At 33.0% G+C, this 17,950-nt stretch carries 18 protein-coding genes; 14 read left to right on the plus strand and 4 right to left on the minus strand.

The annotated features are described in order from the left end of the window. Positions 1-6 precede the first annotated feature (6 nt). From secY to MJQ71_RS03110, 13 genes are all read left to right on the plus strand, one after another. A complete protein-coding gene (gene secY, locus MJQ71_RS03050) occupies positions 7-1,341 on the plus strand; it encodes a preprotein translocase subunit SecY (RefSeq protein WP_238804330.1) in 1,335 nt (444 codons plus the stop codon). Between the two features lie 14 nt (positions 1,342-1,355). Then, a complete protein-coding gene (gene map / locus MJQ71_RS03055) occupies positions 1,356-2,165 on the plus strand; it encodes a type I methionyl aminopeptidase (protein ID WP_238804332.1) in 810 nt (269 codons plus the stop codon). Between the two features lie 95 nt (positions 2,166-2,260). Beyond that, positions 2,261-2,479 (plus strand): translation initiation factor IF-1, encoded by a 219-nt coding sequence (infA, locus tag MJQ71_RS03060; protein WP_188763499.1) that lies wholly within the window; start codon positions 2,261-2,263, stop codon positions 2,477-2,479. Between the two features lie 149 nt (positions 2,480-2,628). Beyond that, positions 2,629-2,745 carry a 50S ribosomal protein L36 gene (gene rpmJ, locus MJQ71_RS03065; protein ID WP_015027349.1) on the plus strand — a complete coding sequence of 39 codons (117 nt, stop codon included), beginning with the start codon at positions 2,629-2,631 and terminating at the stop codon, positions 2,743-2,745. 5 nt (positions 2,746-2,750) lie between these two features. Continuing rightward, complete coding sequence (rpsM, locus tag MJQ71_RS03070) at positions 2,751-3,125, plus strand: 30S ribosomal protein S13 (protein ID WP_188763497.1); 375 nt, start codon at positions 2,751-2,753, stop codon at positions 3,123-3,125. Between the two features lie 108 nt (positions 3,126-3,233). Further along, entirely contained in the window at positions 3,234-3,629 is a 396-nt protein-coding gene (gene rpsK, locus MJQ71_RS03075) for a 30S ribosomal protein S11 (RefSeq protein WP_238804334.1), read from the plus strand. Between the two features lie 228 nt (positions 3,630-3,857). Beyond that, positions 3,858-4,463: a 30S ribosomal protein S4 gene (rpsD, locus tag MJQ71_RS03080; protein ID WP_238804336.1), complete on the plus strand. Its 606-nt coding sequence runs from the start codon at positions 3,858-3,860 to the stop codon at positions 4,461-4,463. Positions 4,464-4,580: 117 nt separating this feature from the next. Beyond that, positions 4,581-5,570: a DNA-directed RNA polymerase subunit alpha gene (locus MJQ71_RS03085; protein WP_238804339.1), complete on the plus strand. Its 990-nt coding sequence runs from the start codon at positions 4,581-4,583 to the stop codon at positions 5,568-5,570. A gap of 151 nt (positions 5,571-5,721) precedes the next feature. Further along, positions 5,722-6,273 (plus strand): 50S ribosomal protein L17, encoded by a 552-nt coding sequence (gene rplQ, locus MJQ71_RS03090; protein WP_238804341.1) that lies wholly within the window; start codon positions 5,722-5,724, stop codon positions 6,271-6,273. Between the two features lie 119 nt (positions 6,274-6,392). Beyond that, positions 6,393-8,282, plus strand: a complete 1,890-nt coding sequence (locus MJQ71_RS03095) for a T9SS type A sorting domain-containing protein (RefSeq protein WP_238804343.1) — start codon at positions 6,393-6,395, stop codon at positions 8,280-8,282. 53 nt (positions 8,283-8,335) lie between these two features. After that, a complete protein-coding gene (locus MJQ71_RS03100; RefSeq protein WP_238804345.1) occupies positions 8,336-9,286 on the plus strand; it encodes an Ig-like domain-containing protein in 951 nt (316 codons plus the stop codon). A gap of 47 nt (positions 9,287-9,333) precedes the next feature. Then, on the plus strand, positions 9,334-9,879 hold the full coding sequence (locus MJQ71_RS03105) for an RNA polymerase sigma factor (RefSeq protein WP_238804347.1): 546 nt from the start codon (positions 9,334-9,336) through the stop codon (positions 9,877-9,879). A gap of 58 nt (positions 9,880-9,937) precedes the next feature. After that, positions 9,938-11,338: a hypothetical protein gene (locus MJQ71_RS03110; RefSeq protein WP_238804349.1), complete on the plus strand. Its 1,401-nt coding sequence runs from the start codon at positions 9,938-9,940 to the stop codon at positions 11,336-11,338. A gap of 61 nt (positions 11,339-11,399) precedes the next feature. Here MJQ71_RS03110 and MJQ71_RS03115 read toward each other — a convergent pair whose 3' ends face one another. The 4 genes from MJQ71_RS03115 to MJQ71_RS03130 all read right to left on the minus strand — a co-directional run bounded on the left by MJQ71_RS03115 (position 11,400) and on the right by MJQ71_RS03130 (position 15,582). Next, on the minus strand, positions 11,400-13,985 hold the full coding sequence (locus tag MJQ71_RS03115) for a TonB-dependent receptor (RefSeq protein WP_238804351.1): 2,586 nt from the start codon (positions 13,983-13,985) through the stop codon (positions 11,400-11,402). 295 nt (positions 13,986-14,280) lie between these two features. Continuing rightward, positions 14,281-14,496, minus strand: coding sequence for a helix-turn-helix domain-containing protein (locus MJQ71_RS03120; RefSeq protein ID WP_238804353.1), 216 nt, complete (start codon positions 14,494-14,496; stop codon positions 14,281-14,283). A 12-nt stretch (positions 14,497-14,508) separates the two neighbouring features. After that, positions 14,509-15,039, minus strand: a complete 531-nt coding sequence (locus MJQ71_RS03125) for a DUF2975 domain-containing protein (protein WP_238804355.1) — start codon at positions 15,037-15,039, stop codon at positions 14,509-14,511. Positions 15,040-15,051: 12 nt separating this feature from the next. After that, positions 15,052-15,582, minus strand: coding sequence for a DUF2975 domain-containing protein (locus tag MJQ71_RS03130; protein ID WP_238804357.1), 531 nt, complete (start codon positions 15,580-15,582; stop codon positions 15,052-15,054). Positions 15,583-15,907: 325 nt separating this feature from the next. Between MJQ71_RS03130 and nadE the strand changes: the two genes are divergently transcribed. After that, positions 15,908-17,935 carry an NAD(+) synthase gene (gene nadE / locus MJQ71_RS03135; protein WP_238804359.1) on the plus strand — a complete coding sequence of 676 codons (2,028 nt, stop codon included), beginning with the start codon at positions 15,908-15,910 and terminating at the stop codon, positions 17,933-17,935. Positions 17,936-17,950: the final 15 nt, after the last annotated feature.

Here is a 17,950-nt window from a genome sequence, read left to right on the forward strand (position 1 = left end):
AAAAAAATGGACAAATTTATTACGACACTCCGAAATATTTGGTCAATTGAGGAATTAAGAAAAAGAATTCTTCAAACAGTTTTGATTATTTTGATTTTCAGAATTGGGTCACACGTGGTTCTTCCAGGTGTTGATGTAGCAAAACTTAAAGACCTTACCCAAAGTAATGGTTTATTAGGCCTTTTAAATACGTTAGTTGGTGGTGCATTTCAGAATGCTTCAGTAATGGCTTTAGGTATTATGCCTTACATTTCTGCATCAATTGCAATACAACTACTTACGCTTGCTTTACCATATTTTAGTAAATTACAAAAAGAGGGTGAGTCTGGTCGTAGGAAGTTGAATCAAATTACTCGTTGGTTGACAATTATTGTAGCAGCGGCTCAAGCACTTACCTATGTACGTGCAACTATACCAACTGATGCAATTACAATTAATCAAGGATTGTTCTATGTTAGTTCTGTAATCCTTATTGTTTCTGGCACAGTAATGTGTATGTGGTTAGGAGAAAGAATGACAGAAAAAGGAGTTGGTAATGGGATTTCAATGATGATTATGATTGGAATTGTATCAAGATTTCCAGGTGCAATCATTGGTGAAGCACAGTCAAGAGGAGGGAATGGGCAAATTTTGTTCTTCGTATTAGAAATTGTAGCTTTATTTTTGGTAGTTCTTTTTGCAGTAGCTATTACTCAAGCAACACGTAGAATACCTGTTCAATATGCAAAGCAAATAGTAGGTAATAAAGTTGTTACTGGACAGCGTCAATACCTTCCTTTAAAGTTGAATATTGCAGGTGTAATGCCAATTATTTTTGGACAAGCATTGATGTTTATTCCTGGCTTAGTCTTAACATATTTGGCTGATAGTACCAAAAGCGATACTTTCCAAAGCTGGGCAATAATTATGAATAGTCCAACATCATGGCAGTACTGCATTATTTATGCTGTTTTGATTATTGGATTTACATTCTTTTATACTGCGATTTCGATTAACCCTAATCAAATTGCAGATGATATGAAGCGTGGCGGTGGTTTTATTCCAGGTGTAAAGCCTGGGCAACCAACATCTGATTTTGTTGCTAATATTCTTGATAGAATTACATTGCCTGGTGGTGTATTATTAGCTGTAATTGCAATTCTTCCTGCTTTTGCTGGTTTATTAGGAATGACTCAAGGTTTTGCATCTTTCTTTGGAGGTACTTCATTATTGATTTTAGTTGGTGTAGTGTTAGATACATTACAACAAATAGAAAGTTATTTGTTAATGAAGAGATATGAAGGTTTAATGCAATCGGGTAGGATACAAGGTCGTCAAGTTGCTTCAAATATTCCAGTCTAATGAGGGTTTAAAACATGAGCAAAAAAGATAAAATTATCTATCTAAAGTCTGAAGAAGAGTTAGAAATTATTAGACAGAATGGCCAAATTTTAGGTAAAGCTCATGCTGAAGTTGCTAAGTTAATAGAACCAGGTATTACAACGAAGGCTTTAGACAAAGTTGCTTATGAATTTATCAAAGATAGTGGTGCGAAGCCATCTTTTCTAGGATATAATGATTTTCCAGCTAGTTTATGTATTTCAATTAATGAAGTTGTTGTACATGGTATTCCAAGTAATCGTATCTTGAAAGACGGTGATATTATTTCTATTGACGGTGGAGTTTATAAAGATGGATTTCATGCCGATAGTGCTTACACCTATACCTTAGGAGAGATTAAAACAGAGGTACTAGATTTGTTGAAACATACTTATCGTTCGCTGTTTAAGGGTATAGAGCAAGCTCGTGTTGGAAATAGAATTGGAGATGTTAGTTTTGCTGTTCAAAATTATGCTGAAAGTTTCAATTATGGCGTAGTTAGAGAATTAGTTGGACATGGAGTTGGTAAATATTTACATGAAGCTCCTGAAGTTCCTAATTTTGGCAAACGTGGCAATGGTCCTAAGTTATTAGAAGGCATGGTTCTAGCAATAGAACCAATGATTACTTTAGGAAAAAGAGGGGTGGTTCAAGAAAATGATAATTGGACAATTCGTACCGAAGACCGAAAGCATGCAGCACATTATGAGCATACAGTTGTTGTAAGAAAAGATAGTGCAGAGATATTAACAACTTTCCAATACATAGAGGAAGTTTTAGCAAAGAAAAATTTAGTTATTGCATAGTTCAATTTAAGAATTTGGGTACAAATTAATTTGAAAATTGGATATTTAAGTACACTTTCAAGTTATTTTCATTCAAAATCGTTTTATTAAATTTAATGGCAAAACAATCAAATATCGAAGTTGACGGCATTATAACAGAAGCCCTTTCAAATGCAATGTTCCGCGTTCGTTTGGAAAATCAACATGAACTGATAGCTCACATTTCTGGTAAAATGAGAATGAATTATATTCGTATCTTACCAGGAGATAAGGTTAGACTCGAAATGTCTCCTTATGATTTGACAAAAGCTCGAATTACATATCGTTATAAATAATAATTGCTAGTTTTTTGATGCTTTAAGTTATTTTTAGTATGCGATAAGTTTTAGTATTAAAATGAAAATTTCGTAATTATAAAAAACCCCAAAATACGAAAATTTTCTTACTATAAAGTCCCCCTTTAGGGGTTAGGGGTTCATTCATTATGAAAGTAAAAGCATCAGTAAAGAAGCGTAGTGCTGAATGTAAAGTTATCCGTCGTAAGGGTAAAATTTACGTTATTAACAAAAAGAATCCTAAGTTTAAACAAAGACAAGGCTAATTTCTATGAGGATTGCAGGTGTTGATATCCCAGACAAAAAAAGAGGCGAAATCGCCCTTACGTACATCTACGGTATTGGCCGTAGTGCCTCACAAAAAATTCTAACAAAAGCTAACATCAGTTTTGATAAAAAAGCTGGCGAGTGGAATGATAGTGAAGCTAATGCCATCCGTGGTATTATTACGGAAGAAATGACAGTTGAAGGTCAGTTGCGTTCAGAAGTACAACTAGCTATCAAACGTTTGATGGACATTGGTTGTTACCGTGGCGTTCGTCACCGTAAAGGTTTACCTCTTCGTGGCCAACGAACTAAAAACAACTCACGTACCCGTAAAGGTAAGCGTAAGACAGTTGCCAACAAAAAGAAGGCTACTAAGTAACCCTTAGCTCTTAAATGAGCCAAAAGTAGGATTTTCATTTTAAGGGAGAAAATCGAACAGAGTACAGGTTTTTCTGTACTGCCAATCATTTAATAATGTTTTGTCACAATGGCACAAGCAAAAAGAAAAGATAAAGCAAAAAAAAGAATTGTTGTAGTTGAGCCAGTTGGTCAGGTACACATCAGAGCATCTTTTAACAACATCATTATTTCTGTTACTAACAGTCAAGGTCAAGTTATATCTTGGGGTTCAGCAGGTAAAATGGGTTTCAAAGGTTCAAAGAAGAATACTCCATATGCTGCACAAATGGCGGCTCAAAGTTGTGCTCAAGTAGCTTACGAAGCAGGAATGCGTAAAGCTGAAGTTTTTGTAAAAGGTCCTGGTTCTGGACGTGAGTCGGCTATCCGTACTGTACAAAATTCAGGCATTGAAGTTACAACAATTACTGACGTAACGCCACTTCCACATAATGGATGTCGTCCTCCAAAACGTAGAAGAGTATAATAAATTTCAAAAGAATGTAAACTGTAGATTAGAATTTAGTGGTTTTTCTATTAAACTAAGTCTTTAAAGCTTTCATTCTTTTGTTATAATATAATAAATTCAAATAAATCTCGTTTAACAACGGGAAAAGAAATAGAAAACAGTTTACTGTTGTTTTGAAAACCAAAATGATTGATGGTTTGGACATTGGGGCTAATCAATCTCTATTTCATTTAAAAACCAAGAAAAATGGCAAGATACACAGGTCCAAAAGTAAGGATTTCAAGAAAGTTTGGTGAACCAGTAATGGGACCAAGTAAAGCGTTAAGTAAAAAAGCTTATCCTCCAGGCCAACATGGAAAAGGTCGTAAGAGCAAAAAATCAGAATACGGTCAGCAATTAATTGAGAAGCAAAAAGTAAAATATACTTATGGTATATTAGAGCGTCAATTTGCACGTTTTTTCCACCTAGCTTCTGTTAAAGAAGGTCGTACAGGTGACAATTTATTGAAACTTTGTGAAGGTCGTTTAGACAACACAGTTTTTCGTTTAGGAATTGCTCCTACGCGTCGTGCAGCACGTCAATTAGTAACACACTGCCACATCACAGTTGATGGGACTGTATTAAATGTTCCTTCTTTGATTTTAAAACCGGGTCAAATTGTTGGTGTACGTGAAAAATCAAAAGCTCTTCTTACTATTTCTGATAGTTTGAAAGCACGTAATGCAAAACGTTACAATTGGTTAGAGTGGGATGCTACTGAAATGGTAGGTAAATTTATTAACTACCCAGAGCGTGACCAAATACCAGAAAACTTCAACGAGCAGGCAATCGTCGAGTTATATAACAAATAATATTTGTCTTGTGGTTGTGCCATTGTTGTTAAAAACAGCAGTGGCACAGCTACGTTTTTTTATTGGTGGTTTAGCTAGCCACCTTTCAGTTAACGAAAACAAACACACTGCATACGTATGTCAATATTAGCATTTCAAATGCCTGACAAGGTCGTCATGGAAAAGGCTGACGACTTCCATGGCTTTTTCGAGTTTAAACCACTCGAAAGAGGGTATGGTGTGACCATCGGAAACGCTCTTCGTCGTATTTTGTTGTCTTCTTTGGAAGGCTACGCAATTACTTCTGTAAGATTTCCGGGGGTATTACACGAATTTTCGAGCATTGATGGGGTTGTTGATGATGTAACAGAAATCATCTTAAACCTTAAAATGGTTCGTTTTAAAAAAGTTTCTGACTACGTAGATAATAAGTTTACTGTCAGAATCAAAAATCAAAGTGTTTTGACTGCGGGCGACCTTGGTAAATTTACACAAAGTTTTCAAATTCTTAATCCTGATTTGGTTATTGCTCGTTTAGATGACCAAAAAGAGTTAGAAATTGAAATCATTGTTGATAAAGGTCGTGGTTATGTAGCTGCAGACGAACAAAAACAAAATGATTTACCTATCGGTTTTATCTCTGTTGATTCGATTTTTACACCAATCAAAAATGTTAGATATAGCATTGAGAATACCCGTGTAGAGCAAAGAACCGACTACGAAAAACTTTTATTAGAAATCAAAACTGATGGTTCTATCCATCCAGAGAGAGCTTTGCAAGAAGCGGCTCATATTTTGATTCAACATTTCTTGAAGTTTACGGACGAAAATATGGTATTTGATACCAAGAAAGATGACGAAGATAACATTGTTGATGAAGAATTCTTACACATGCGTAAGTTATTGAAAACTTCATTACAAGATTTAGATTTGTCAGTTCGTGCGTACAATTGTTTGAAATCTGCTGATATTCGTACATTGGGTGATTTGGCAAGATTAGAAGTAGCTGACATGATGAAATTCCGTAACTTTGGTAAAAAATCATTGACGGAATTAGAACAATTAGTTGCTGATAAAGGCTTGCATTTCGGTATGGATGTATTGAAATATAAGTTAGACGAGGATTGATATTGAATTTGTCCTGTTTCTACTATTAGAAACAGGATTTTTTTATACCTTATCGAACCGCAGTTATCGAGTAAATTAATTAACAATCGTAATAGGTGGAACAGCTAAGACTGCGTAAGCTTTTCTGACCGTTACTTACGAAAAAATAACAATGAGACACGGAAATAAAATCAATCATTTAGGGAGAACTCATTCTCACAGAGAGGCGATGTTGCAAAACATGGCGATTTCATTAATTCAATACAAACGTATCGAAACAACTTTGGCTAAAGCTAAAGAATTGCGTAAATATGTTGAGCCTTTGATTACGAAATCGAAAAATGATAGCACTCACTCTCGTAGAACTGTGTTTTCTTATTTGCAAGACAAAGAGGCAGTTAAAACGCTTTTTGGTGAGATTGCTGAAAAAGTAGCTAATCGTAATGGTGGTTACACGCGTATTATCAAATTAGGAACACGTTTTGGCGATAATGCTGAAGTTGCATTGATTGAATTAGTTGATTATAATGAAGCTCTATTGACTTCGGTTGAAGAGAAAACTACTAAAACTCGTCGTAGTCGTCGTGGTGGTAAAAAAGCTGAAGATGCTGCTCAAACAACTGCAACTGTTGATGAATCATCAGCAGAAGTTGTTGAAGAAGTGGCTCCTGAAGAAACACCAGCTCAAGATGAAACTTCGGCAAGTGAAGAACCGAAAGCATAATAACAACTGTTATTCATTTAGGAAAGCCTCAAACGAAAGTTTGAGGCTTTTTTTATTACCATTACAACTATTATTCAGTAATTTCAGTCATAGAGTAAAAAATAGTAACGCCAACATTTATGAAAAAAAAATACTGTTATTCCATTTTTTCTTTAATAGGTCATATTGCTTTCGGGCAAATGAACGATGATATAAAATTTCAGATAAATGAGGCTCAATTTATGGTTAAAACTAGATTGAAAGAAAATAATTGTAGTGATCAAAAGCTTATTATAGTTTCGGATGATTCAAATTACATTCAAATTTCTCCAACATTTATTGAAAACGATTCATATAATTATCAGTGGTACAAGAATGGTGAATATATCTTAAATTCTTCATCATCTTCGTTTCAGGCAACTGAAACAGGGTATTATTCATTGAAACTTGTAAATAAACTAAATAACTCCTGCGAAATAAAATCTGTCAATAGTATTCCAATTTATCCGAAAGTTAATTCTTTACCAATAACATTAACTTATTCATTCGATATTCTTAGTGTCGATGCTACCTTTGCGAGTAAATTTGAATGGTATCGAGATGGAATAATAATTAATGATTTGAATAAAAATAATTTACGATTTCCGAAGAATGGTACGTACAAAGTAAGAAAATATTTACAAAATAGCAGTCTTTTTCAAGAAACTAACGAGGTTGCAATAATGCAAAATGATGTATTGACTATTGATAAAACTATATTTTTAGATGATGGTGATTATTGTAAACCAGTCCCTTTTTTAAAGGCTATTTTTAAAAAACAGGAGATTCAAACGGATTCAAAATTGAGGTTTCAGTGGTATTTGAATGGAAAAGTGATAAAAGATTCGACGCTATGCCATTTTAAACCCGTTAGCACGGGAGAATATCAGGTCGATGTTTTCTTACCAGATGAAAATAATGTTTATTTATCTGTAAAATATAAAATTGTAATTGAAGATTTCCCTAAATCGATGTCGATTGCAAAAATTGAAGATATTTGTGGTGCAAAGGCATTGCTAAAAGTGGATGATTCATTTATGCAAAGATTTACATTTCAAAGCATTGTTTGGCGAGTAAATGACCAAGAAATTCCTAATGAAACACAACCATTTTATAATGCTACAAAAAGTGGTTTTTATACTTTTTCTGTAAAGTATTTAGATAAAAATTCTAACACGAGCTGTAATTATAATTCGTTTGTAAACTTTGAAAAGAAAACAGATTTTAAACTTAACCTTGGATATGCGTATGCTGGTTCGGGATGTGTAGTGGATTCATTCAAAATATTTACTGAAAAGGATAAAAAATACTCATATCAGTGGACAAGAAATGATGTGCCGATAAAAGGTCAAATTACTAATGAATTGTTTGTTAAAGACAAAGATCGCTATAAAATATATATTAAAAGAGAAGATGGGTGTATTAATGAGACCGAAGAAATTGCCTTAAAAGGGTGTTCTTCAAATAATTCTGATAAATTTATTTTGTTAAATCCGCCCCCAATTATCGTTGATAAAACGAATTTATATACTAATGAAAAAGCTACTTTGAGACTGGAAAGCTGTTTGGATGTTAATTTACAATGGTTTAAAGATACAAAAACAATGATTGGAGCAACAGAAAATATGATTGAAGTAAGTGAAAGTGGCAATTATACCGTTCAAATTGAAAAATTTGGATGTATTTCAACATCAAATTCAATTAAAATTTATGTAGAAAATGTACTAGCTATTGGCGAAAATTTACCTGCATTTATAATAGATGTTTATCCAAATCCAACGAATGAACAATTATTTATCTCGATTCCAAATCAAATAAACGGCCACGTTCATGCCAAATTGACTGATATTTCAGGTAAATTGATTGATAAATTTGATTTTGACCAACATTCAAAATCAATTGATTTTAGAAATAGGCAAGAAGGTATTTATTTGTTGATTTTAGAAACCGAAGGAACGAGAATTGTTAAGAAAATAATTAAAAAAGATTAATACGATTACAACCATTTTTGGTTTTTGAAGTCAATGATTAAAAGAAGGAAAAAATGTATCGAATTTTATTTGTGATAGTTGTTTGGATGCTAGCTCTGTCATGCGACGTTGCAAAAGTTGATGTAATTGGGGCATTGGAATTTCATGAAGAAAATCCAACCAATACATTTTATACTTTGTTGGGTTCAAATTTGGCAATAGACCCAACATCATTTGAACAAATGAAAAGTTCTAAGTCTTTGATAGTGAGTCAATTACCTAAGAATGGAGAGGCAAAGTTTATTGAAAATGGTTTTATTTATTATCGTTTAACCAATTTAAAAGCAGCAAATGATGTGTTTACGATAACAGGAAAAACTAATGATGGAGTACAGATTAATGAAGAAATAAAAGTAAATTTTGTTAATAATCAGGCAGATTTGCCGTGTAATTCTGGTACGATTGGAGATAAGGTAAAGACAGAAATAGGAAAATCATCTGAAATTAATGTATTAGCAAATGATAAAACTTGTGGTTCAATCAGTAACAATTCGTTGATGATTGAAATTCAACCTAAGCATGGGAAAGTCGAAGTTGTTAATCAAAAAATTATTTACACACCGAATATAGATTTTATTGGAGACGATATTTTTTTCTATCGAGTTGGTATCAATAATAGAAAGAATCCTGTTGCTCCAGTTGAGATAAATGTCTCAGAATCAAGTGATTGTGTAAAAGGAATGGCAGATGATATTATTAACGTTTTGAGTTATGGTCTTGGTTCTGAATTAGTTTTGGATGTTTTACAGAATGATAAAATATGTGAATCGTATAACAACGCCACACTTAAAATTATTCAAAATCCATCAATTGGAACTATCAGAATTGATAAAAACAGTGAAAATCGTTTGGTACTATTCTATAAATCTGACTCGAAACCTCTGACTTCTCAAGTATTTGAATACGGTTTGTTTCGTACTGATAGTCAATTCATTAAAGCGAAGGTTGTCATTAATTTTAATTAATTTTTTATATAATCACATTGTATTGCTAAGATAATTACCAACTTTTTGTGCAGTCAAAAAACGACCGTGAATTATTAGAAGCGTGTCTTAGACGAGAATCTAAGGCACAAGCGGCACTTTATCATCAGTATAAAGGTCGCTTTTTTGGTATTTGCCGACGTTACGCCCAAAGCCGTGAAGATGCAGAAGATTTGCTACAGGATGCTTTCGTGAAAATATTTTTGAACCTAAATGAATTAAGAAATGCTGACCAATTAGGAGCATGGATTAGGCGAGTTGTTGTAAATGTGTGCATAGATTACTACCATAAAAAAGTGAATTTTACGAATCTTGAAGAAATTGTTGAACTGCCATCTCAGGATTGGGAAAACGATAATGTGATAAATCAGATGAGTAATCAGGAGTTATTGAGTGCTGTAAATGAATTATCAGATGGAGCAAAGATGGTTTTTAATTTATTTGTGATTGATGGATTTTCACACCAAGAAATTGCTAAAATGTTGAATATTACGGAGGGAACTTCAAAGTCTCAGTTATTTTTTGCTAAAAAAGTACTTAGAAAAAAATTAGAACAAATGGGCGTAAAGGTATAATTCGTATAAAGAATTGTAGAAAGAACAAAATTGAGAATCTGATAGAAATTTATTCTTTATGGAAAATTTTGAAGATAATATAGAAAAAGAATATCGTAGGCGTTTTCATGATTTTGAAGAAATGCCCGATGATTCTTTATGGAGCAAAATTCAAGAGAGAATTGCACCAGAGGAAGCGAATCGTCCAATTATTTTTTGGTGGAATAATTTGCAAAGAATCGGCATTGCAGCTAGTATATTATTGATGCTGTTGGTGGGTGGATACCATTATTCAACCATTTTTACCAACCAAAATATTCAAACTGAAAATAAAATTATTACTAAATCCACACAAACTGAAATCTCTAGAAAGTCTGAAAATAGTAGAACAAAATTCCCAAATATCAATAAAAAAACGAATATTGAAGATGGCCAGATTGGTCAAAATAGAGATATTTATCTAGAGAAAACACAATTAAATCTAACAAAAAATACTGATGAAAAACATTCTGAAAAAAAGAATGTAAAATTAGAACAAACTTTGGTTGGTTTATTTGTAACCAAAAGTGGTCAAAAAAAGAAGCAGCGTTATGTTGATAATGAAACTAAAGAAATACAAATTTTACCAAATGAGAATGCAGAAAACCTGCTGGTGAAAGTAGAATCAAAAATTACTTTGGCTGAAAATGCAATCCTTGAGAAGATACAATCAACAGGTAATGGTAAAATAGACAAGACTGAAATAAATCAACATATTGTGTTCTTATCGCCAAGAAAAATGGTTTTACAAGTGAATGAAAAAACATTGACAGTTCCAGAGTGGAGTAGGGATGAGGCACAAATTGCTTTTGAGCAAGAGCCTGGACGAAAACTAGTATTTATTCCACCAGCTGAAGTTTTTGCCAATGTAACGCCAATGCTTAGTTATTATGTTTTTTCACCAAATAAAAGTGATAATATTTTGGTAAAAGATTTTAATAGTTCTTCAGATAGATTAGGATTTGCAGCACAGTTTGGGTTTGTTTATCCGATACATAAAAAACTGAATCTGAGAACTGGCTTGAGCTTTATGACTGGAAAATCAAAAATTAGTTATGATTTAACAAATGATACTCAAAAAATAGTGAAAGTAATTGATGAATTGAATATTGAAATTGAGCCAACTAATCAAGTCAATACCGAGAGAAAAAACTGGAAATATGTAGAATTACAAAGTGACTTTTTGTACGAAATAAAGAAATTTCAAGCACTATCGTTGGGTTTTCGTGCAGGCATACAAACGTCAGCCTTAAATAAACCTGTTTTTAATGGTAGATTGGGTTATCGGATAAGTAAGTCAGTCAATGATCGAGTTGCGGTTTGGCTAGAGCCTTCTGTGGCGATTTCGTTATCGTCTCAAAAATCAATTGAAAACTTGTTTATTTATCATACAACTGGTTTTGGCTTAAATATGGGTGTAAGTTTGTTGAGAACTTATTAGACACAAAACCTGTAAAGTATATATATTCTTGCAGGTTTTGTGTCTAATAAGTATAATTTTTTTAATTACCTGACTTAACTCGGCTTTGTTCTGCTTCGGTTGCTGTGCTTCGACGACGAGCCGCCTTTACATTCTGATTGCCAAATTTATAAGTAAAAGTTAAACGTGCATTTCGGCTATCCCAACGGTTACGAATATCAAGTTTTACCCCTGCAAAATCAGTTTTTCCTCCCCAAAAACTTGTCAAGAAAATATCGTTGATGTTTAATTTTAAATTACCTTTTTTATTCCAAAAGCTTTTTTGTAAACCTGCATTTACGGCATACTGAGCATTTCCACGCATCATTCCATAGACATTGGGTGAGTTATACCACATAGATACTTCGGCAGATAAATCTTTGGGTAATTTCAAGCTATGACTTGTGTAAGCATTATATGCCCATTGGCCAACATTCAAATCTTGATTTAGTAATTTTCCACTGTATTTATTGTAATAAACCGAAATGTTATTTTGAGCCGTCCACCATTTAGTTATTGGAATTGGAACACTAAAGTTTATGTTAATATTTTCATACTTAGCGATATTCTCACGAGTCGCAAAAGTTATTTTTTCTGGTTCAATTCCTTGAATATTATTGTATTTCTTGATTTTTTCTAAAACTTCTGGGTCATTTATGGCATTTTTGATGACTTCAATCATGTAATCGTTTGTGATACTATAGCCAATACTTGTTACAAATGCTTGTTTGAAACTGTGCGTTATTTCAAATGAATTGGTGAACTGTGGCTTCAAATAACCATTACCTAATTGGTAAGTGTAGGGATCGAGAAAATAAATAAAAGGATTTAATGATTCATAGTCTGGACGCTCGATTCTACGGCTATATGAATAAGAAAGTTGATTGTTTTTGTTGATTGTTTGATTCAAAAATACACTTGGAAATAACTTTACATAGTTACGCTCTCTTTTTTCATCTAGTGTTACCGACTTTCCAACAGAATGCGTATGTTCCATTCGTAAACCAGTTTGCAAATTAAATTTTTCACTTAATTCTTTACTAAAATTTGCATAAGCGGCATTAATATTTTCTTCATATATGAAGTAGTTTGTACGACCTTTATCAACTAATCCATTTTGATAAAATCTGATGTCATTATCTGATTTTACCCAGCTACTTTTTGCTCCAAATTCTAATTTTGCTTTACTTTTTGGTAGTGGATGAATATAATCTGTTTTTACCGCAAAAATATTATACTTGTTTGGCGTATTGCTAGTTATATTGAGTGGTGTATTATACTCCACTTCTTTATTATCAATAAATTTATAAAATCTTGATATCATTCCTCTTTCCATTGACAAGTTTTGGTAGATAGAATAGTCAATATCGGCTGTTAATTCTTTTCCTGTTGAATCAAAAGTATGCTTGAAATTGGCATTCATCGTAATATTTTGCCAAGTCCTCAAATTGCTTGCATTCGTAACTAGACTAGAATCAGGAATATTACTACCTGCATGCTTGATGTACGTTGTGTTAATGTTGGGTGAAGTAGGCTTATTTTGCCAAGCTCCTGTGCTTCCATTTACCAAAAAACCGATGGTAGTTTTTTTAGTAGCATAAAAGTCGGAGCCGAGTTTATAACTGAAGTTTTGACTCTGATTGTAGCGATAGGCGAATTGTTCAAATATTTTTCCGCCAATTTCACGTTTTAAAACGTTATTATTAAAACGTTGATTATCCGAAAATGTGAGATTGGCAAAAGTATTAAATTTCCCTTGTCGATTATTGAGATTTAAACTTGTGTTGTATTTAGGCATAATGCCTGGTTTTACAGTTTCAATTTTACTGAAATCGCTGTTTAAACCTTTTTCTAAATATGGTGGAAAACTTGAAGAAAATCCAACAGAAACACTGCCATTTGTACCAAAGTTTTTGTTTTTCTTTGTAACAATATTAATCACTGCTTTACCAGCGGCATCATAGCGAGACGAAGGATTTGAAATAATTTCGATTTTTTCAATTTGGTCGCTATTCATGTTTTTGAGCTGATTCGTTAAATCACTCTGTGACATATACGTTGGCTTGCCATCCATCAAAACCAATACACCTTGTTTGCCTTTTACGCTGATATTATCATTATTATCGACTGTAACACCAGGCGATTTTTGTAAGACTTCTAAAACGGTATTTCCGTTCGCAACAATACTTCCTTCGACATTGACAATAAGCTTGTCGGCGGCTTGTTCGATAAATGGTTTTTTGGCTGTAACGGTTACTTCTTTTAGGTTTTGTGTATCTAAACTCAATTGAATAGCTGAAAGCTTAATTTCTAGATTTTCTTCACTTAAAATAAGTTTTGGCGAGTAGTATTTCTTGTAACCAACCATCGAAACCGAAACGATATACTGCGTTTCGTTACCAACTGCAATTTGTTCAAAGTGGAATTTACCATCTAAATCGCTTACAGCACCTTTGGTTAAAGTCGAATCTTTGGCTTTGAGTAATAAAACGTTTGCAAATGGAAGTACTTGTTTCTTTTCATCGAAAAGACTTCCTGAAATTTTTCCTTTAAACGAAACTTCAGCGTTTTGGGCAAAAGAAAGTAAACTCGCTGATGCGAGTAGCATTGTAAGTAATAGCTTTTTCATAAAAGTAATTGTTTAGTAATAGCCTTTGGTTTTTGTGTCTATTGCATGAATTTTATCAAAATGATTGATTGTTTATGTGAAATTCAATTTTTCATTTGATGCAAATACCGCTTTTGATGTTACAGTTTATTTTTCTTTTTCATAATTATAAAACAAATATATCAGTACTTTGTATTACAAGGTAACTGATATTACATAAGTGGTTTTAATTTTGTGATGAGTGGTTTTGGAGCATTTAGGAGGTGTTTTTAAAATAGATGCAACCAAGTTTAAAAGGGTTGCATCTATTTTAAAATTATTTAATATCTTCGGAAACGAATTCCAGAATATCGCCAGGTTGGCAATTGAGGACGTTACAAATAGCTTCTAACGTAGAAAAACGCATTGCTTTCGCTTTACCAGTTTTCAAAATAGAAAGGTTTGCTAACGTAATATCTACTTTTTCAGCTAATTCTGACAATGACATTTTTCGTCGAGCAAGCATCACGTCGAGGTTCACAATAATAGGCATGATTATTATTTTTTAAACTGTTAATTCGTTTTCTTCTTGTAATTCTACGCCACGTTTAAAAATCTGAGAAATAACATAGACAATTCCTGCCATAAAGAAATATTCTTCATGGTTAAATAGATTGACCAAATCTATGTCAGTTCGTTTTAAAAGATATTTGATGTAGGCATTGCCAAAATATGAAATAATCCATAAGTCAAAAAGGAAATAACTAATGTTTTGCACTTTGTTAGATACAATTTTTGTAAAAGGATTTTTCAAGTTTAGTTTGAATAAAAAATCAGATAAATAATACCAGATGTAAGCTTTTAGAGCTGACAAAATTATTATTAATGACATTACCAAATAAAAATAATTCAGATTAAATCCCCGTAATTCATGAATACTTTCATTGGCTAAATAAATTTTTTTTGCAAATGCTGGATTGTAAAAACTAATGATAAATGAAGTAAGTTGACTACCACATTCGATTGAAAATCCGATAGCACCTAAGAGAGCTAAGTATTTGATTATTTCTAAAATGGTTTTGGTTTGTGTTTTCATAATATTTATTTGTTAAACTGTTAATTCATTTTCTTCTTGTAATTCTACTCCACGCTTAAAAATCTGCGAAACTATATATACAATTCCTGCATTAAAAAGGTAAAATAGACTAACCTTGAAACCTTTTTCTACGCCTTCAATGTGCTTTGACAAATAATCAATATAACCATCAGAAATAAATTCCACAGCCCAAATACTGAGTAATAAAAAACCTATTTTTTCAAGAACATTTGCCACTTCCATCGAGAATGGTTTTTGCATATTGATTTTATAAAGTACATTTTTTACGCTTTTCCATAGTTGAATATTCAAAAAAGCCCAAGTAAGTGTAAATGAAAAAATAAATAAATAAGCTATTAAGTGCGTTTTTCTTAATTCTGCTTGATTCATGATGATGCCACTAAAATTAATTTTTGCGTCTGGCAAAATGATACTAATTACGACTGTAGCTATGGTGAGTCCAAAAATCGTAACAGAACCAACAAAGGCAATCCAAGCTACGATTCTTAATATTTTTAAGATTTTTTCAGTTTGTGTTTTCATAATATTTATGTTTTATAAGTGAATGATGGCACAAATGTAAAATTAATTTATTGATAAACAATAAATATGTATTGTTTTTTGATAAAAATATATTGATAAGCAGTTTTCTTGCATTTTAGGGATAGTTGCTGATTTATTCCTTACTGACAAAACAAATTGGAAAATTGTGTTACAAACAAAGTATATGCAAACTTAGCCCTCACAGTTTTTGTTATATTTGTAGCGATAACCAGATAGGCTAAGTTCATATTTACAAACCTGAGTATTTAATGAGCGGTGAGATTAATTCACTTATTTACTTATTTACTCAAACACTCATTATTTGATGAAACTCATAAAAGTAGCAGCAGGAACACTCAACCAAACGCCTTTGGCGTGGGAACAAAATCAAAAAAATATTATTGATTGTATCAAAGAAGCTGATAGTCAGGATATTAGCTTATTGTGTTTGCCCGAATTATGTATTACGGGTTATGGTTGTGAAGATGCTTTTTACTCATGGGATTTGGTGGAACAGGCCAAAGAAAGCCTTTTAGAAATTGTTCAGCATACCGCAGGAATGATTGTATCTGTTGGTTTGCCGATTCGATTCAACAATAAAGTGTATAATACGGCATGTTTGGTTGCCAATAAAAAAATATTGGGTTTTGTTTGTAAGCAACACTTGCCAAATTATGGCGTTTTTTACGAAGACCGCTGGTTTCATCGTTGGCAAGCGGGTGTTCGAGACGAAATTGAAATAGATGAATTCAAATATCCAATTGGAGATTTAGTTTTTGAATTGGACGGAGTTCGTATTGGTTTTGAGATTTGTGAAGATGCTTGGGTAGCAAATCGCCCTGGAAGAGCGATGTTTGATAGGGGAGTGGATATAATTTTGAATCCGAGTGCGAGTCCGTTTTCATTTTCAAAGTTTGTTACTCGTGAACGATTCGTGATTGATGGCAGTCGTTCGTTTGCATGCAGTTATATTTATACAAATCTTTTGGGAAATGAATCAGGTCGATTGATTTTTGATGGTGATGCAATGATAGCTTCGGATGGCAATTTGTTGGTTTCATCGCCAAGATTTGGTTACGGAGATTTTTACGTAACTTCAGCGGTAATTGATGTTGAAATGCCGAAAGTGAATCATTCACAAGTAAAATCTCCAATTACACAAGGAAATTGGAAAGTTCAATCACTTTTTGATTTCCCAAAAATTAAACCGATTGCACCTCAATTCCCTGAATTAGAAAAGTTTGAACGAGGTGGATTTTTAAAAGAAGAAGAATTTGCTCGTGCGGTTAGTTTAGCCCTTTTTGATTATTTACGTAAGTCTCGTTCACAAGGTTTTACAGTTTCGCTATCGGGTGGAGCAGATTCTTGTGCTTGTGTGGCTTTGTGTGGTTTGATGATTCGTTTGGCTGATGAAAGTATTGGTTTAGATGCTTTCAAGAAAAAGCTTGCTTACATCAATAAAATTCAAGATTGCACTACGGTTGAAGAAATTGCCGAAAAAATGATTCACAGCATTTATCAAGGAACAGAAAATAGCTCGACCGATACTTATGAATCGGCTGAAGGTTTGGCCAAAAATATAGGTGCAACTTTTTACAATGTCAATATAAATGGACTTGTAGAAACATATAAAGATTTGATAGAAAAGCAAATAGGTCGAGATTTAACATGGGAAAATGATGATTTGCCCTTGCAAAATATTCAAGCGAGGGTAAGAGCCCCAAGTGTTTGGCTGCTTACAAATTTGCATAATCATTTACTTTTGGCTACATCAAATCGTTCAGAAGTAGCAGTCGGTTACTGCACAATGGATGGTGATACAGCTGGAAGCATTAATCCAATTGCGGGAATTGATAAATTTTGGTTGAAAAAGTGGTTGGTTTGGCTCGAAACAATTGGTTGTGATGTAAAAGGCAAACATATCAAAATCGAAGGTTTGAATAAAGTAAATAGTCTTCAGCCAACAGCCGAACTGCGTCCGTTAGATAAAAAACAAACAGATGAAAAAGATTTGATGCCTTACGAAGTATTGAATGCTATTGAAGGTGTAGCAATTCGAGATAAAAAACCACCTTTAGAATGTTTGTTATTCATGGAAGCTCAATATGAAGGACGATTTGACCAACAAACTTTGGCGGGTTGGGTTGAACGTTTTTTCAGACTTTGGAGCAGAAACCAATGGAAACGTGAGCGATATGCACCAAGTTTTCATTTAGATAGTTATAATCTTGACCCTCGTGGCTGGTGTCGATTCCCAATTTTATCAGGTGGATTTGAAAAAGAACTAGCCGATATGCGAGAATATATTGAAAAAGGTGATAGAAAGAAGTCTAGAGGTAGAATTGGGTTTTAATAAAGAAGCAGTCGT

Source organism: Emticicia aquatica (assembly GCF_923079645.1).
Classification (GTDB): Bacteria; Bacteroidota; Bacteroidia; order Cytophagales; family Spirosomataceae; genus Emticicia; species Emticicia aquatica.

Coding starts and splice junctions, on each gene's coding strand:
- infA (WP_188763499.1), top strand. CDS start 2,261: ATGGCAAAACAATCAAATATCGAAGTTGACGGCATTATAACAGAAGCC.
- rplQ (WP_238804341.1), top strand. CDS start 5,722: ATGAGACACGGAAATAAAATCAATCATTTAGGGAGAACTCATTCTCAC.
- MJQ71_RS03100 (WP_238804345.1), top strand. CDS start 8,336: ATGTATCGAATTTTATTTGTGATAGTTGTTTGGATGCTAGCTCTGTCA.
- MJQ71_RS03120 (WP_238804353.1), bottom strand. CDS start 14,496: ATGCCTATTATTGTGAACCTCGACGTGATGCTTGCTCGACGAAAAATG.
- MJQ71_RS03085 (WP_238804339.1), top strand. CDS start 4,581: ATGTCAATATTAGCATTTCAAATGCCTGACAAGGTCGTCATGGAAAAG.
- rpsK (WP_238804334.1), top strand. CDS start 3,234: ATGGCACAAGCAAAAAGAAAAGATAAAGCAAAAAAAAGAATTGTTGTA.
- rpsD (WP_238804336.1), top strand. CDS start 3,858: ATGGCAAGATACACAGGTCCAAAAGTAAGGATTTCAAGAAAGTTTGGT.
- MJQ71_RS03130 (WP_238804357.1), bottom strand. CDS start 15,582: ATGAAAACACAAACTGAAAAAATCTTAAAAATATTAAGAATCGTAGCT.
- nadE (WP_238804359.1), top strand. CDS start 15,908: ATGAAACTCATAAAAGTAGCAGCAGGAACACTCAACCAAACGCCTTTG.
- MJQ71_RS03115 (WP_238804351.1), bottom strand. CDS start 13,985: ATGAAAAAGCTATTACTTACAATGCTACTCGCATCAGCGAGTTTACTT.
- map (WP_238804332.1), top strand. CDS start 1,356: ATGAGCAAAAAAGATAAAATTATCTATCTAAAGTCTGAAGAAGAGTTA.
- secY (WP_238804330.1), top strand. CDS start 7: ATGGACAAATTTATTACGACACTCCGAAATATTTGGTCAATTGAGGAA.
- MJQ71_RS03095 (WP_238804343.1), top strand. CDS start 6,393: ATGAAAAAAAAATACTGTTATTCCATTTTTTCTTTAATAGGTCATATT.
- rpsM (WP_188763497.1), top strand. CDS start 2,751: ATGAGGATTGCAGGTGTTGATATCCCAGACAAAAAAAGAGGCGAAATC.
- MJQ71_RS03125 (WP_238804355.1), bottom strand. CDS start 15,039: ATGAAAACACAAACCAAAACCATTTTAGAAATAATCAAATACTTAGCT.
- rpmJ (WP_015027349.1), top strand. CDS start 2,629: ATGAAAGTAAAAGCATCAGTAAAGAAGCGTAGTGCTGAATGTAAAGTT.
- MJQ71_RS03110 (WP_238804349.1), top strand. CDS start 9,938: ATGGAAAATTTTGAAGATAATATAGAAAAAGAATATCGTAGGCGTTTT.